Genomic DNA, 13,758 nt, shown 5'->3' with positions numbered 1-13,758 from the left:
TTCCTCCTTCTTATACCGATAATTCAATGCGCTGTTCTGGCAGCCCTTTGCTTGAATAGCAAAATACTAGTCAAAATAAAGGCGAATAATGCCGCTGATGCTGAGTAACGACTCAGAGCCAGGCCGCCTGCACTGAGCGGCTTATCCAAAAAATCCCCCACCACGGCACCGAGAGGTCGAGTCAAAATGAATGCTGTCCAAAAAAGCAGGGTCCGCGACACATTTGTCCAATAGTAAGCTGCAACGACCAGTGCCAACAAGACGCTGAACGCTATAGCGGCGCCGGTGTAGCCCAAGCCAGCGGTACCGGCTGTCCAGTCGCCCAGTGCCGTTCCCAAGGTCTGAGAAAACATGATAGTTACCCAGTAGAATATCTCGGCTTTCGGCGAACTGAGCGTGCTGACCGACACTGATCCTAGTGTTCGATGCCATATAAATAGGGAACCGAACAACAAAGCTATAAGTAAGGTCGAGCCACCAGCGTACCCGATACCAAGTGATCGGTCTGCAAAATCAGCCAGCGTCGTGCCGACTGTGGTAGTTGCAATGATGGTTGCCCAGTAAAGGAAGGGGTGAAATTTCTTGGCCTTGATTTGCGCAAATACCGCTGTCAGAAATACCGCCAAGAAAATAGCAGTACCAATCAGGTACCCCAAATTCATGGACATCGAAACGGCATCGCCAGCTGTTTCGCCGAGCGTGGTGGCTGCAATCTTAATGATCCAGAAAGCGAGCGTCACTTCTGGGACTTTGCCTAGTGCTTTTTCTGTTGAAATATTCATCTCAATTCCTGTTTGCTAGTTAGGGCTTGGCTTGGAGGGAATCAAAAATGGTCAACAGGTCAGCTAAAGCTTTTTTGCAGTCAATTTGACTGGGCACATCAGCACGTAGGACGCTAAGGGTTCGGTCAATGGACTTGTCGAGCAAATGCCAGTCAGCCGCTGCACGTGGCTTCAAGCCTGCTTCCGCCGAGTCCCATGCAACTTCTAACTCCTTGATCCGCGTTTTAGCACCTGGCAGATCGCCTTTATCTACAAGGGTCGCAACCTCTGCTGCAATGCTTCGAAACGCAGATAGGTCCCCCAGCTTGGATGCAGTCTTTGCCGGCGGCGAAGAAGTAATCTGACTTGTTGCTAATGAAGTGGAGCCTGCCGTACCGGTGTTGGTGGACTTTGAGCAGCCAGCAGCAAGTGCCAAGAGGGCGATGGCCGATAGAGTGGCAACGGAGTGAGTCATCGAATGCAAATGGCGCATGATTTTTCCTTGAGTTATTAGATAGAGTTTATTCGACGGCTTGTGCATTCATGCGATTGCCAACGCTGAACTGCGCAACGGCCACCAGCATCACGATCACGGTCAGAAATAGAGCACTGGTCCACATGGCACCCATGCCAAGGCCGCCATAAGTTTTGGCCTGGGTCAGCAGGTCACCAAGCGCTGCACCGAAAGGGCGAGTCAGGATGTAGCCAATCCAAAAAGTCAGTACGGCGCTACCGCCTAAGCGGAATGCTGCATAGGTTAAAGCGATCAGTGTACCGAATGACACGGCTCCCCAAGTGAAGCCCATGCCAAGCGCTTCGGTCGCCAAGTCACCTGCCGCAGTACCCAATGCAAATGTGCAGAGAATGGCCGACCAGTAAAACAACTCCCTACGTCGCGTGAAAATCTCATGTATGGACAAGCTGCGCTCCACCCAAAACCAAACTGAAAAAATCCCCGCAAGCGCCACGGCAAATGTCGACGTGCTGACATATAGGCTAACGCCTAGCCCATCGGTTAGTAGGTCAGTAATCTGAGTGCCGACCACGCTGACCAGCACGACCGTAAGCCAGTAAATCCAGGGAATGTAGCGCCGCGTGCGTAGCTGCATAACTAGGGCAACAGCCAACAGCGCGCCCATCACTGTGCGAGTTATGCCTTGGCCGAAGCCTGCATTGACAGCCAGAAAGTCGGCTCCTGTTTCTCCGACCGTCGTGGACATGATCTTGATGACCCAGAACGAGAGAGTCACTTCTGGGACCTTATTGAGCCAGGTGGATGCGGAAGGTATGGGCAGTGTATTCATTGCGTTATTTCCTGCAAAGATTGGTTGTTCTTGGGGCAAGTTTGAACGGCGAAACTTAGGCCATCCATAGGCCCATCACTTGCGTACCCATCCAATTTGGATGAGTTTTCGGAAGAGAATTCGATGAACGCTCAGGCTAAGGCGGTAAGTGGTAGGCAGATACAAGCGTACTCCACGAAAGGCCAGCCACGTACTCACCACTCCAACCAGTGCCGCACCCAGCATGTCCAGCGGGAAATGAACGCCGAGATAGATACGCGCCCAAGCAACAGGCAGCCCCAATAATGCCAGTGCCAGGCCAGCCACACGTGAGCTGCTGTGCATCAGGAAACTAAAGGCGACGGCCCATAGGAGCGTCAGATGGTCGCTCGGGAACGAAGAATCCGCCGCATGGGGAATCAGGGTGTGCCCCAGACCGATCATGAAAGGACGTGGATGTTGCGAAACCAGCCCAATGATCTGGTTGATGAGCAAGCCTGCTAGACCGGACGCGGTCGCTTCGAGCAAAACCTTGCGGGTATGTTCGCTTCCGCGTAGCCAACCGAGCCCGAGGATGGCCGGGAGCGCCCAAATGGCATATTCAGCGAAAATGGTGGCGACGGCCAACAGCAGCGTGCTTGGATGCTCTGGTGCATTAAGCCAGAGAAATAGTGCGTGATTGAGGTTTTCCATTTGTTCTCCGTGGCCGGATCACCCCATAGGGATGCCCCGACCATAGTGGCGTATAGTCAATCTCGCTTGTCGTGGTCGTCGTCACGATCCGCTTTGTCTTCGGCGGACGAAATGACCGTGCCTTTGTCGGCATCGACCTTGACATCAAAGACCTTGGCGCCACTGACGACTTCCACGTCGTAGACCCAGCCCTGTTTCGAGTTTTCGTACTCAGCGCGTGCAGCCTTGCCATTGGCGTGTTGCTCGGCAGCGGTGACAGCCTGAGCCAGCGGGATTTTGGCTTTGGTGATGGCCATGGCATCGTTTTCCATGCTGCCTTGGGCGGCATAGGCAACGGTGGCCGCAGCGGCGATGGCTGCGGCCAGGATAGAAAGTTTGCTGTAGCGATTCATGGTGCTTCTCCAAAAAGAACGCAGGTATTTGCGTAATGGAGAGACTACGGAGGATGACTTAGCTGGCACTGAGCCGCTGCAAAATAGTTTAGTTTTGCTTTATTTTCCGTTTTCTGAGACGCCTCCAGGGAGGATGGCCCATATCAAACCCATCACTTCATGCCAGTTGGCCCTGCATACGGGCTCCAACCCAAATGTTTGATTACTTGCTCGCAGGATGAAGAAGGTTCTGCTCGATGCGGCGCCGGTTAAAGGAATCTTCCCTGTCAATGTAACGCATGGCAGACTGTGCATTTTTCCAGCCGACATGTTCCATCAGCGTTTTCAGATCCCACCCATTGGCAGTCGCCCAGGTGGCAAAGCCGCGGCGCAGCGAGTGGGCGCTGTACAACTCAGGCGCATCCACGCCAGCTTCTTGCAGGATATTACGCAGGAGCGGCACCAAGCTATCGATGTTCAATCCGTTGACGCCGATGTTGCCCCAGCGATCAATGGCACGAAACACCGGTCCAGCCGTCAATTTCGCTGCGGCGATCCATTCCTCATAAGCGCTGACCGGGCACAAGCGCGACAACAACGGCACCTTGAAATTGCCACCCTTGAGCTGGCGATCGCCTTTGGTACGCGGCAAGAAACAAGTCATCCCTTCACCTGGCGTGATGTGAATATGCTCGATCTGCAAGCGCGTCAGCTCATCGCCGCGAAACCCGCGCCAGAAACCGAGGAGAAACAACGCTTTGTTGCGGCGGTACCGCAACTCGGTGGCCAGTTCACCCTGGGATTGCGCGGCGTCGACGTTGGCCGTCAACCAGTGATCGATCGCCATGAGTTGATCGATCTGGAATGGTTTTGCCCGCTTTTCCTCGGTTGGGTGCAGCGTCTGGATACCGCGTAAGACTTGGCGTACTACCGGAGCCTTGGTTGGGTCGGGAAAGCCCTGGTCGAGATGCCACTGGGCTAATGCGGCCAATCGCTGACGCAGTGTGTTGATGGCATACTTGCCGGCTCGGTCGGCTAGGTAGCGTGCCACGCTATCGGACGTCGTCGGCAAAAAACCACCCCATTCAACTTCAAAGTCGCGGACCGCGCTTCGATAGCTCTTTCGCGTGTTCTCGCGCGTGGCAGCCTGCAGAAAGAGGTCGATATCAGACATGGCATGGTAAGGCAGAAAAAGCGGGCGGGTAAGGTCGGCTGGTAAGATCGTCGCTAGTGGCGTTGCCAATTATGTCCGGTGCTATCGGCAAATGTACATCAAACGCGACAAAAATGGCACGAAAAGACGTCTGACACAGGATAACCTTATATTATCCTGCTTTAATTTCAAGGAAAATTTGAGCTTGAATTTCTCGAAAAATGGTATGTAATTACATGGTATGTAATCCATCATCTTATTTCGTGGAGAGGCCATGGGCCGCGCCGGACTGTATCAATCGGATATCAAAAAAGCGCGCGATGCGTTGCTGGCCCAAGGGCGCTACCCCTCGGTCGACGCAGTCCGCGTTGCCTTAGGCAACACTGGGTCCAAGACCACCATCCATAAATATCTGAAAGAACTGGAGACGGAAGAAGGCTCTGGCGACGGGCGCAAGGCGCCGATCAGCGATGCCTTGCATGATATTGTGGTTCGGCTGGCCGCGCGACTGCATGAAGAAGCCGACGAACGGACCTCGGCTATCGAGTCCCGGAACGCCGAGCAGGAGCGCGACCATGCCGCGGCCGTGAACAGCTATGAGAAAGAACTGGCGGCGCTACAACAGCAATTGCGCCAAGCCAGGGATGATGGCGTCGAGGAAATACGAACGCATACCCAAACTCGCTCCAGTCTGCAAAATGAGACCATCTTGCGCCACACAGCGCAGCAGCAGGTGGCCGATTTGCAAGAGCGCCTGGCCGAAAATGAGGCGCACCGGCGGTCGCTAGAGGAAAAGCATGCCCATGCGCGCGACTCCCTGGAGCATTATCGTCAGTCAGTCAAGGAACAGCGCGATCAGGATCAGCGGCGCCATGAACAGCAGACACAGCAACTGCAAGCCGAGCTACGGCAACAGCAACAAGCGGTGGTGCTCAAACAGGAAGAGGCGACTCGATTGAACCAGGAAGGCGCTAAATTGGTTGCCGAGCTGTCACATGCCAAACATGCGCTTTACGAGCAACAAGCGCTCGGCCGTCGGCAAGATCAAAAGATCGAGCAGCTTCATGCGGGGCAGCTGCATGCCGGAGACCTGGAACGACAACTTGCCGCCAAAGTGACTGAAAATGAGGTATTGCTGGGGCAGGTGGCAGAATTGGGAAAGGAAATGGGGGGACTGAAAACCCGACTACGTGAACTCGAATTGTCCTTGGCCCAAGCTAACGCTAGAGCCGAAGCGAGCCAAGGCATCAGTGAGGAGTTGCGGGGTTATCTACAGTCACTGGACCGACCACCCGCCTAAGAGAAGAGCTAGAGACTGGTCTGGAGAGCCGGCTGCCAGTCAAAATGAAGAGATATCGCAACAAAAATCAGAATTAAAATTCTTTAAAAACAAAAACTTAGATCAAATTTTGGGGATTTTTACAGGAATCCGGGCCGCCCCTCAGGCCGGAATTGACTTTCTGCTCAAGCGTTATTCGGACATGGCTACGCCGCTTGCGCTAGCGCTTGAAATTTTCGAACCGAGGCAACAAAAGGAGAGTTCTGGCGCAAAGCAGCCGCGCGAGACGACCGCTCTTCCAAAATGGAAGCCGCGTCATTAGGTCGTTTAAGAAGTTCTCGCCAAGTAGAAATATAGTCTCTGCTACAGAGTAAGCTCTTTTCCCAACTTTCTACCTGGAGGTTAGCTAAACGGATAATTTCGTTCACAATCGGCGCCGGTGCAGTGCGCAGGGCCAATGCGACTGACACATGCTTTGCGAGACGACGTTCGTCAATTTCCAAGAACGCTTCGTGATTATGGTGAATTTGTGAATTGCCTATCATAATGCCATCTCAGACCGCTTCAATTATAGCGAAGAACCCGCCGATGGCTTCAGCATAGCATATGTTTTGCTTAAAAATGATGCACCACCCCGACAAACTAGGGGGCTGGAGCAAACAGAAAAGTGCCGTCGGGGCTTTCTAAGTTGTTATCCAGACACATGCAGCGGCACTCTAGTGAGGATGTCACGAAATCACTTTGAACGCTCGTAACCGGAAGCACCTGAAGACAGGTGCCAATCGGTGATCCGACGTCGGCCAATATGATATGGACCTTCGAAACAAAAGTTGGGTACGGATCACTTGACGTTTTCTTAAAAGGACTTTTGTGCGAGCGAGAATCTATCTTGTCGATGATGCATTAATTGCGGAATGCGAAAGCGGCCTTCGTTTATCGCACTCTGATGCTACTGAACTGGCTGATCTTCTTTGGATAAACGATGTGACATCGGAAGAAGTATCCATGATTGACTGGCATGAGGACGTAGAGCGTGCTCCTCAGTCCGGGCACAAGATAGCCATCTATCAGCGTCTACGCCTGCATGAGCAATCATTGAAGTGACAGTCGACTTGGCGCAAGGGCCGGACCCTGCACGTAGACGCTTCCTATACAGAGCGGCAACTTGCCAGTAAAATTGCCGAAGAGGAACTGTTCGCCGGGCAGTTGAGGAAGGCGAACGACCAGATGGCACCGGTGAAGGCACCGGTTCGTGAACTTGAACTTTTGCTCGCTCAGGCCAACGCGAAATTACAGGCACAAGAGCAAATTGGCGAGCAGTTGCGAACCTACCTCGACAAAATCACCACTGGCTCAGCATCGTCTAGGGTTGGTGACTAAGTATGCTTTTCGCGCACCGAGTGTAAAAAATCCTATTTCAAGCATAAGAGACAAGTACATGATCCCAATAGCAGACTACCAACGCATCACCCAAGCCATCAAAACCGTCCTTGACAGTGAGGACGCAGCTACTGCACATTCTTGCCAGTTTTTTGCCTTGATGGGTGCGGCCATTCTATTTACGCACTATCAGATCGCCGCCAGGCCGATGTTCGGCGCTGCGTTTCTCCTCCTCGACGACGTGTCACGGGATATTCTCAGTTATGGGAAGCTGGACGGTGACAACGCAGGTAGCGACTCAGACCACTATCATGCATGGGTCGACGCTGGAGAGTACGTGATTGATTTCATGGCACCACTGTATGGCGATGCCATGCGCACGAGAGGCTATACGAAAGACGTTCCACGTTGGATGCTCCAACGTCCGAAGTCGACCCTCGCAGATCATCATTACAATTTGCAGAGAAAAGGAGACTGCCACTTCTTGGAAGATCAGGCGTTGTCGCAGTATATGGTGCAGTATTTCCTGAAAGAGCCGATGTACCGGGACCTAATTGAAATCACTACGCGTTGGTATCGCAAGCCCCCTGAGCCCATGGCGCCGTTTCAAACCCGGAGTTCAAGCGGCAAGGTGCGGCGTGCGTCCCTCGACCAATTGTATGTGACTGGCAGTTGGACTTAAACCATTCTGGTCCGCCCCTCAAGGAGGTTTTCGTGCCGCTTTTGCCTATCTCTGAAAGCCGCGCGCCGGTAGTGACGCAATGATCACACTTTGTCCCTAGAAGACAGGACCCACAACATAAAAGTCTTTCCATTTAAAAAAACATCAATGGGAGACTAATGTGTCAACGGGGAGGGCCAGGGAGTTGTGTCGATTTTCCATTTCTTCCCATGTAATCAATAACTTAGTTAGCTTTTCGCGAAAAAAACCGCAATCCAGGCCAACCCTCGAAGAGGGTAATGATGAGGGTATTCATGGCTGTCCGGTTCATTGCATCTCCTTGTGTGTTTTTATCATGGCCGGGCGGCTGGACACCGTCCGCCGTTTCAGAGTGCAAGCATTGCAAGTGGTAGTCAACTGGTTTTATTCTTTGCGCAAGATCACAATACCAGTTGCAGCCTTATCCCAAAGGATGGGTGATGCGGGCCATACCAGTGCCTGTTTCCAGCTGCGCTGGTATGGTGTGCGGAAGCGCGCCGGAAGCAGGGCGGGGAAGGGCGGAGCGGGCAAATGGCGGCACCCTATTGGCAACGGATGGGGTAACCGTCCTTCAGCAAGCCCAGTAATCGCCGGATCAGTGCCGGTACTGCCGGATCGGCCCTCATCGAACGCATGGTGCAGATGCTGGACCTGAGGCCCGCTTGCATGCGGGGTTGTGCTGCAGGATCGCCTGTTTTCTCCATCTCGGCAAAAAACAGCAACGCGACATAGGTCAAATGCAGTTGCGTCAATAGCAATACCGGGCCAGCAATGATTTTTGTCGGTTCGTCCAGAAAGGGGCCGATGCGCTCGATGGCATAACGGTCAGCCTGCGCCTCATTTTCAGCGGGGTCGCGCTGGTCGCCGATGTCCGTATGCCCCATCACCATGTGCGCAATTTCATGCAAGACGACAAACATTGCCAGCCATGTCCCCATGCCGCGCTGGAGCTCATCCGCCATGCCGAAATACAGCTCCATATCACTGGTGTCAGCCAATTCCTTGATCGCTGGCAAGCCTTTGCGCAGAAACGGTGCCATGTAGCGGGCAACGACTTGCGCGTCTTGGCCCACGCATGAAAGATCGCCACCGCGCAGCAGCACGTAGGCATGTACGGCAGGATGGCAAGGGCTGGCGTTGCCATGGCGTCGGTAAGTATCGAACAACTTGATACTGGAGGCGCCGGTTTGCGCCAATGCGCGCTCCATGATCCGATCGCGTTCGGCATCGGGCAAAGCCGACGTTGTAATCATCAGCAACATCAGCGAGGTGATATTTTCCAGCGTGACCACGATCTGCTCACGGCACAGATACAGTACATTGGTCTTGCCGTCGGCACGCTCAAGTTGATGACGTGCGACTCCGGCCAGGTTGCCTGGGCTGTTGCATGCGCCATTATTCGGCGGCTGCATCGAAAAAGCCAGATAGCGCGCATCAAAGGCCAAGCGCTCATCGGCAGGCAGCTTGTCGGCGATACGCCGGATAAGCGCCACCATATCGGCATCGGTGCGCATGAAAGGCAGGTAATTGGCATAGTAGCTGTCGTTGTACCGAGACTGCGCCAGTGCCGCGCCAGGCCAGCACAGGCAGCCAGCGAGGCAGCAACTGCTCAGAACCTGCAAAATAGGGCGGCAAAGGAGGCACATGGCCTTGCGTTCATTCGACGACACCGGCTTTTAAATCTTCGATAATGCGTGTTGCCTGGCGGTATTCAGGCAATTTGCTCTCCGGCTGAGCCGATTGTATTTCGCCCAGGCTGCTCAGGGCCAGGTCCAGCGCCTTGCGGATGGCGGGCGGTCTGGCGGCTGTTTCACCCGAAAAAAGTACGCGCTTGTACTCGGTAACGACGCAGCGGACATTGGCACGCGCGAGCGGCGTTCGATTTTGCTCGGCAGCACTGGAACCCTGCATGGCGGAATGCCAGATCGCTGGCGCATCTTGCTGCAACGACATGCCGGCCATCGTTTGCGGCGCCGTCATTGTCGAAGATAAATCCACTTTCTGGCCCGTGATCGAAACCAGCAGATAGGCGCCGAATATCGCCAGGAAGACGCCAGGCCCGCCACCTGCGAGCACGATTTTGAGCGACTTGTAGCTGAGTTCACCGGTAGTCTGCGACACGATTGCATCCTTGTACAGCCGCCAGCCAAGATAGATGGTGAAGGTGCCGGCGCCCATGCCCAGAATGAGCACGACAACTCTGCCAATTGCCAGCACGGCGTCGATTAGCTGATCAGGTTGCATGATCCATCTCCGGATAGACGAGGTTATGGCCGCTCCACATTGGAATGATCGCACCACGACAGGCCGCCATGTACCAGATAGCCAAGTGTTTGTGCTGCCTCAAGTCCAGGGGCCGGCGCGCGTCCGTTGGCAGGTGGCAGCGCAAGCAACATGGCACCCAGAAAAAGCACGTAAATCGCATTTGCGATTGTACGAGTCGCAAAACGGGGCATTTGACGAATTCGCCCATAACTTCGCATAATTTATATTATGTAAAATTGAATAAAGAGTGCAGAATCAAATCCTTACATACACTTCCTCGACAAAGTCTAGCATCTTGCCAAATTATGCGACACGCAGGCCCGCCCGCCGGTTCCTGCACTGCCGTCTCGCGTCACAAGACATTCTATGCAACTGAAAAAGACCACCGCGCGCAGCATGGCTGCAGCCTCCTATTTTTCCTACCAGCTACGCCAGCCAGCACTCGACCTGTTCGGAGAGATTGCCGTCATGGAGGACGATTTGTACGACTGGGTTGCCGCCGTCGCGCCGCTGCACCTCAGCCCCCGCGCCTTCGCCAACTACGTGCGCGGCTATGACGTGGCCGCCAAGGTGCTCCATGCGAAGCTGCACGGCATGTTTGAAGCCATCAAGGAGCGCCCTGTACGTCCATGGCATGCGCGCCTGGCCTTGCACGCCATCCCGTAACAGGCCTGCGACGCCTGTGTTTATGCTGCTTTCACTGCCAGAATCGAGCAGCTGAATGAAAAGCCTTGACCAGCTGCCCCCGCCAGGTCCAACTGCTGCGCACCTTCACCGGCACATTCTGCTCGACAAGCTGTTCGGCACTGTAGGGATTTACCGGCGATGTCAACAAAATGGAGCCGTTGATATCGACGCGCAATATCGCGGCGCGCATGGCGCTGACGAGGTCGAATCCCTCCTGAAATGCTTCCAGTTCAAGCGGATCTGTATAGTACGCGTCGCCCCTGCTCGCAACGTGTATGCGCCCTTGCATGTGCTGCACAAGATGGGATGCTTCGTGTCCCATGATAAACGCCAAGGCTTCCACGGGCGTCAGCTTCAACTTGGCGGCGGCAGCGCGTGCCTTCGTCACGTCGAGGATGAATAAGTTCTTCTCGCCCATGTACCCCGCCACTCCGCCATCGAGTCGTGCGTGAATTGGCGTGCCCGCGCCATAGGCCGCCACGCGCAAGCGGGGGGACGATCCGGGCAGCCGGGTCGCCAGGACGGCTGCCATGCTTTGGGCAATGATGCCAATTTCCGCGCTCGAAAGATCCGGGGAATCGACCGCCGTCACCTCTACACTTGCACCATTCTGGCGATTGACGGGTGAAGATGCCTCACCAAGCGGGATCTTCTCGAGATACAGAAAGAGCATGGCGGTACTGGCCAGCGCGACGAGGCAGGAAGCGATTGCAATCCCGTTCGCTACCGTTGCAGGAAGAGACAGGCGCTGATATATATTCATGAACTCGACATCCCATGGCGCTATATGGTGGCTGCCGGATTGCCTGGAGTGCCGCACCGGCGACCCGCTGAAGATCGTTCATTTTATAGCGGCCGTGTAGTAGACCGACTTGCTCCAACGCAGAGCTTCGCAATCTGGCCGGCGATATTGTCCGCCCAGGCCAGGATGCGGCAAAATATAAAACGGAATGATTCTCATTTATAGTATAGTGCGCGCAGTTTTTCTTTTTACAACCTTGCGCCCATTCCATCGATGCCGACCTTACGCCCCGTTCCAGCCTCTGCCCGCCATCCCCTCGCCGCCCGCCTGATCCTTGCAGGCCTGCTCCTTGCCAGCGTTCCTCCGTGCGCGCTGGCGCACACCCTTGCCGCCACGTCGAACGGGCTGGCCACCGTGGTCGTCACGGGCCAGGCCGAGGCCGATGCGGGCGGACAGATCGCCAAGAGCGCGCGCGCCGGCCTGCTGGGCGAAAAGGACTTGCTCGACACGCCCTTCAGCGTCGCCAGCTACACCAGCCAGCGCATGCTGGACCAGCAGGCGCTGACCCTGGCCGAGGTGCTGGGCGGCGACCCGTCCACGCGCTTCACGGGCCAGATCGGCGGCGTCACGGATTCCTTCTTCATCCGCGGCTTTCCCCTCAACGAGGGCAATTTGAGCGAAGTGGCCTTCGACGGCGTGTATGGCGTCTCGCCCAACTACCATCTATTTACGGAATACCTGCAAAGCGTCGAGGTGCTCAAGGGGCCGGCTGCCTTGCTGTACGGCATGTCGCCGAATGGCGGCGTGGGCGGCGTCGTCAACGCCGTGCCGAAACGCTCGCTGCCGCGCGACCTGACGCGATTGACCGTCGATTACGGTTCCAGCGCGCAGCTGGGCGCCGCCATCGACGTCAGCCGCCGCTTCGGCGAGGAGCGCCGCTTCGGCATCCGTTTCAACGGCTTGCACCGCCAGGGCAAGACGCCGCTCGACCACCAGAGATCGCGCGCGGAAGTGGCGGCCGTCGCCCTCGATTACCAGGGCCAGCGGCTGCGCGCCTCGCTTGACCTGATCGAGCAATACCAGTGGATCGACGCGCCCACGCGTCCCTTCCTCGTGGCCGCGCGCCTGCCCGTCCCGCAAGCGCCCGATGGCCGGCGCAACATCACCCAGTCCTGGGGCTGGTGGAAGTCCAACGACCTGGCCACCCTGGGCAAGCTCGAATACGACCTGAACGACAACGTCACCGTCTTCGCCGACGTGGGCGGCACGCGCTCCGACGTGTCGCGGTATTCGGACCAGACGCCGACCATCACCGCAGCGGCGGGCGACATGACGGTCACGCCCATGCACTGGAAATTCCGCGTGCGGCGCGCCAGCGGCGACACGGGCGTGCGCGCGCGCTTTCGCACGGGCGGCGTCGAGCATGCGCTGGTTGTGATGGGCAATGTCTACCGCGACGAGTTCGGCAGCGTGAGCAATTCCGGCAAGCTCATCACGTCGAATATCTACCATCCCGTGGCCGTGCCCGATCCCGGCGTTCCCGCGCCGGCCCGCGCGCCCAAGCTGTCCGCCGCCACCCTGTCCAGCCTGGCCGTGGCCGACACGCTGGACATGCTGGACCGGCGCGTGCAGCTGACCCTGGGCGTGCGCCGCCAGCTGGTCGAAGCGAAGAACTACCACGCCGCCAGCGGCGCCCTCACCACGCACTACAAGCAAGGCGCGCTGACGCCGCTGGCCGGCATCGTCGTCAAGCCGCTGCGCCACGTGTCGCTGTACGCGAACTATATCGAGGGCTTGAGCAAGGGCGATATCGCGCCTAACATCGCCGACAACGCGGGCCAGGTCTTCGCGCCCTACAAGAGCAAGCAGTACGAAGTGGGCGCCAAGGCCGATTTCGGCGTGGTGCTGGCGACCCTGGCCGTGTTCCAGGTGAGCAAACCCAGCGGCCAGCTGTATGGCAAGGTGTACAGCATGGACAGCGAACAGCGCAACCGGGGCCTGGAGCTGAACCTGTCCGGCGCCGCCAGCAAGGCCGTGCGCCTGCTCGCCGGCATCACCGTGCTCGACGGGCGGCTCGTCAACACCAACAGCGCCGCCACCATGGGCAAGCGCCCCGTGGGCGTGCCCACGTCCATGGCCAACCTGGGCGGCGAATGGGATGTGCCGTACTGGCCGGGCCTGACGGCCACGGGCGCCGTCAGCTACACGAGCAAACAGTTCGTCGACCAGGCGAACCTGCAATCGGTGCCGTCGTGGACCAGGGTGGACCTGGGCCTGCGCTACCGCACGGCCATCGCCGGCAAGGCGACGACCTTGCGCGGCGGGCTGATGAACGCCTTCGACCGCCATTACTGGGCAGGCGTGGCTTCGTATGGCACGGTGTCGCAATCGGCGCCCCGCACGGTGCAACTGTCGGCCGCCGTGGATTTCTGACGCGGCGGCAA

Annotated in this window: 14 protein-coding genes; 5 read left to right on the top strand and 9 right to left on the bottom strand. The window is 56.6% G+C overall.

Annotation, left to right across the window (positions count from 1 at the left end; genetic code table 11):
* Positions 1 to 23: 23 nt before the first annotated feature.
* From BXA07_RS14725 to BXA07_RS14700, 6 genes are all read right to left on the bottom strand, one after another.
* Positions 24 to 782 carry a COG4705 family protein gene (locus BXA07_RS14725; protein WP_076568644.1) on the bottom strand — a complete coding sequence of 253 codons (759 nt, stop codon included), beginning with the start codon at positions 780 to 782 and terminating at the stop codon, positions 24 to 26.
* A 19-nt stretch (positions 783 to 801) separates the two neighbouring features.
* Positions 802 to 1,254 (bottom strand): hypothetical protein, encoded by a 453-nt coding sequence (locus BXA07_RS14720; protein WP_076568643.1) that lies wholly within the window; start codon positions 1,252 to 1,254, stop codon positions 802 to 804.
* Between the two features lie 28 nt (positions 1,255 to 1,282).
* A complete protein-coding gene (locus BXA07_RS14715; RefSeq protein ID WP_076568642.1) occupies positions 1,283 to 2,065 on the bottom strand; it encodes a COG4705 family protein in 783 nt (260 codons plus the stop codon).
* Positions 2,066 to 2,140: 75 nt separating this feature from the next.
* Positions 2,141 to 2,737, bottom strand: a complete 597-nt coding sequence (locus tag BXA07_RS14710) for an undecaprenyl-diphosphatase (protein ID WP_076568641.1) — start codon at positions 2,735 to 2,737, stop codon at positions 2,141 to 2,143.
* A gap of 56 nt (positions 2,738 to 2,793) precedes the next feature.
* The gene (locus BXA07_RS14705; RefSeq protein ID WP_076568640.1) at positions 2,794 to 3,129 is read right to left on the bottom strand and encodes a PepSY domain-containing protein; all 336 of its coding nucleotides are present in this window, start codon (positions 3,127 to 3,129) and stop codon (positions 2,794 to 2,796) included.
* A gap of 202 nt (positions 3,130 to 3,331) precedes the next feature.
* Entirely contained in the window at positions 3,332 to 4,282 is a 951-nt protein-coding gene (locus BXA07_RS14700; RefSeq protein ID WP_076568639.1) for a site-specific integrase, read from the bottom strand.
* Positions 4,283 to 4,535: 253 nt separating this feature from the next.
* On the opposite strand from BXA07_RS14700, the gene BXA07_RS14695 reads away from it, so the two are divergent.
* The 3 genes from BXA07_RS14695 to BXA07_RS14690 all read left to right on the top strand — a co-directional run bounded on the left by BXA07_RS14695 (position 4,536) and on the right by BXA07_RS14690 (position 7,602).
* Positions 4,536 to 5,561, top strand: coding sequence for a DNA-binding protein (locus BXA07_RS14695; protein WP_076568638.1), 1,026 nt, complete (start codon positions 4,536 to 4,538; stop codon positions 5,559 to 5,561).
* 1,206 nt (positions 5,562 to 6,767) lie between these two features.
* Entirely contained in the window at positions 6,768 to 6,920 is a 153-nt protein-coding gene (locus BXA07_RS30810; protein WP_170909667.1) for a hypothetical protein, read from the top strand.
* Between the two features lie 58 nt (positions 6,921 to 6,978).
* Complete coding sequence (locus tag BXA07_RS14690; protein WP_076568637.1) at positions 6,979 to 7,602, top strand: DUF2026 family protein; 624 nt, start codon at positions 6,979 to 6,981, stop codon at positions 7,600 to 7,602.
* 560 nt (positions 7,603 to 8,162) lie between these two features.
* Here BXA07_RS14690 and BXA07_RS14685 read toward each other — a convergent pair.
* Both BXA07_RS14685 and BXA07_RS14680 read right to left on the bottom strand, forming a co-directional pair.
* A complete protein-coding gene (locus BXA07_RS14685; RefSeq protein ID WP_139335583.1) occupies positions 8,163 to 9,134 on the bottom strand; it encodes a hypothetical protein in 972 nt (323 codons plus the stop codon).
* A 142-nt stretch (positions 9,135 to 9,276) separates the two neighbouring features.
* Positions 9,277 to 9,864, bottom strand: coding sequence for a hypothetical protein (locus BXA07_RS14680; protein WP_139335582.1), 588 nt, complete (start codon positions 9,862 to 9,864; stop codon positions 9,277 to 9,279).
* A 387-nt stretch (positions 9,865 to 10,251) separates the two neighbouring features.
* Here BXA07_RS14680 and BXA07_RS14675 point away from each other — a divergent pair, with 387 nt between their 5' ends.
* On the top strand, positions 10,252 to 10,551 hold the full coding sequence (locus BXA07_RS14675) for a hypothetical protein (RefSeq protein ID WP_076568634.1): 300 nt from the start codon (positions 10,252 to 10,254) through the stop codon (positions 10,549 to 10,551).
* Between the two features lie 31 nt (positions 10,552 to 10,582).
* Here BXA07_RS14675 and BXA07_RS14670 read toward each other — a convergent pair whose 3' ends face one another.
* Complete coding sequence (locus BXA07_RS14670) at positions 10,583 to 11,335, bottom strand: hypothetical protein (RefSeq protein WP_139335581.1); 753 nt, start codon at positions 11,333 to 11,335, stop codon at positions 10,583 to 10,585.
* A 252-nt stretch (positions 11,336 to 11,587) separates the two neighbouring features.
* Between BXA07_RS14670 and BXA07_RS14665 the strand changes: the two genes are divergently transcribed.
* Positions 11,588 to 13,747 carry a TonB-dependent receptor gene (locus tag BXA07_RS14665; protein WP_076568632.1) on the top strand — a complete coding sequence of 720 codons (2,160 nt, stop codon included), beginning with the start codon at positions 11,588 to 11,590 and terminating at the stop codon, positions 13,745 to 13,747.
* Positions 13,748 to 13,758 lie beyond the last annotated feature (11 nt).

It is taken from the genome of Janthinobacterium sp. TND4EL3 (assembly GCF_900156175.1).
GTDB lineage: Bacteria > Pseudomonadota > Gammaproteobacteria > Burkholderiales > Burkholderiaceae_D > Janthinobacterium.
The sequence above is the reverse complement of the archived record's forward strand: the minus strand, read 5'-3'. Positions and strand labels throughout refer to the sequence as shown.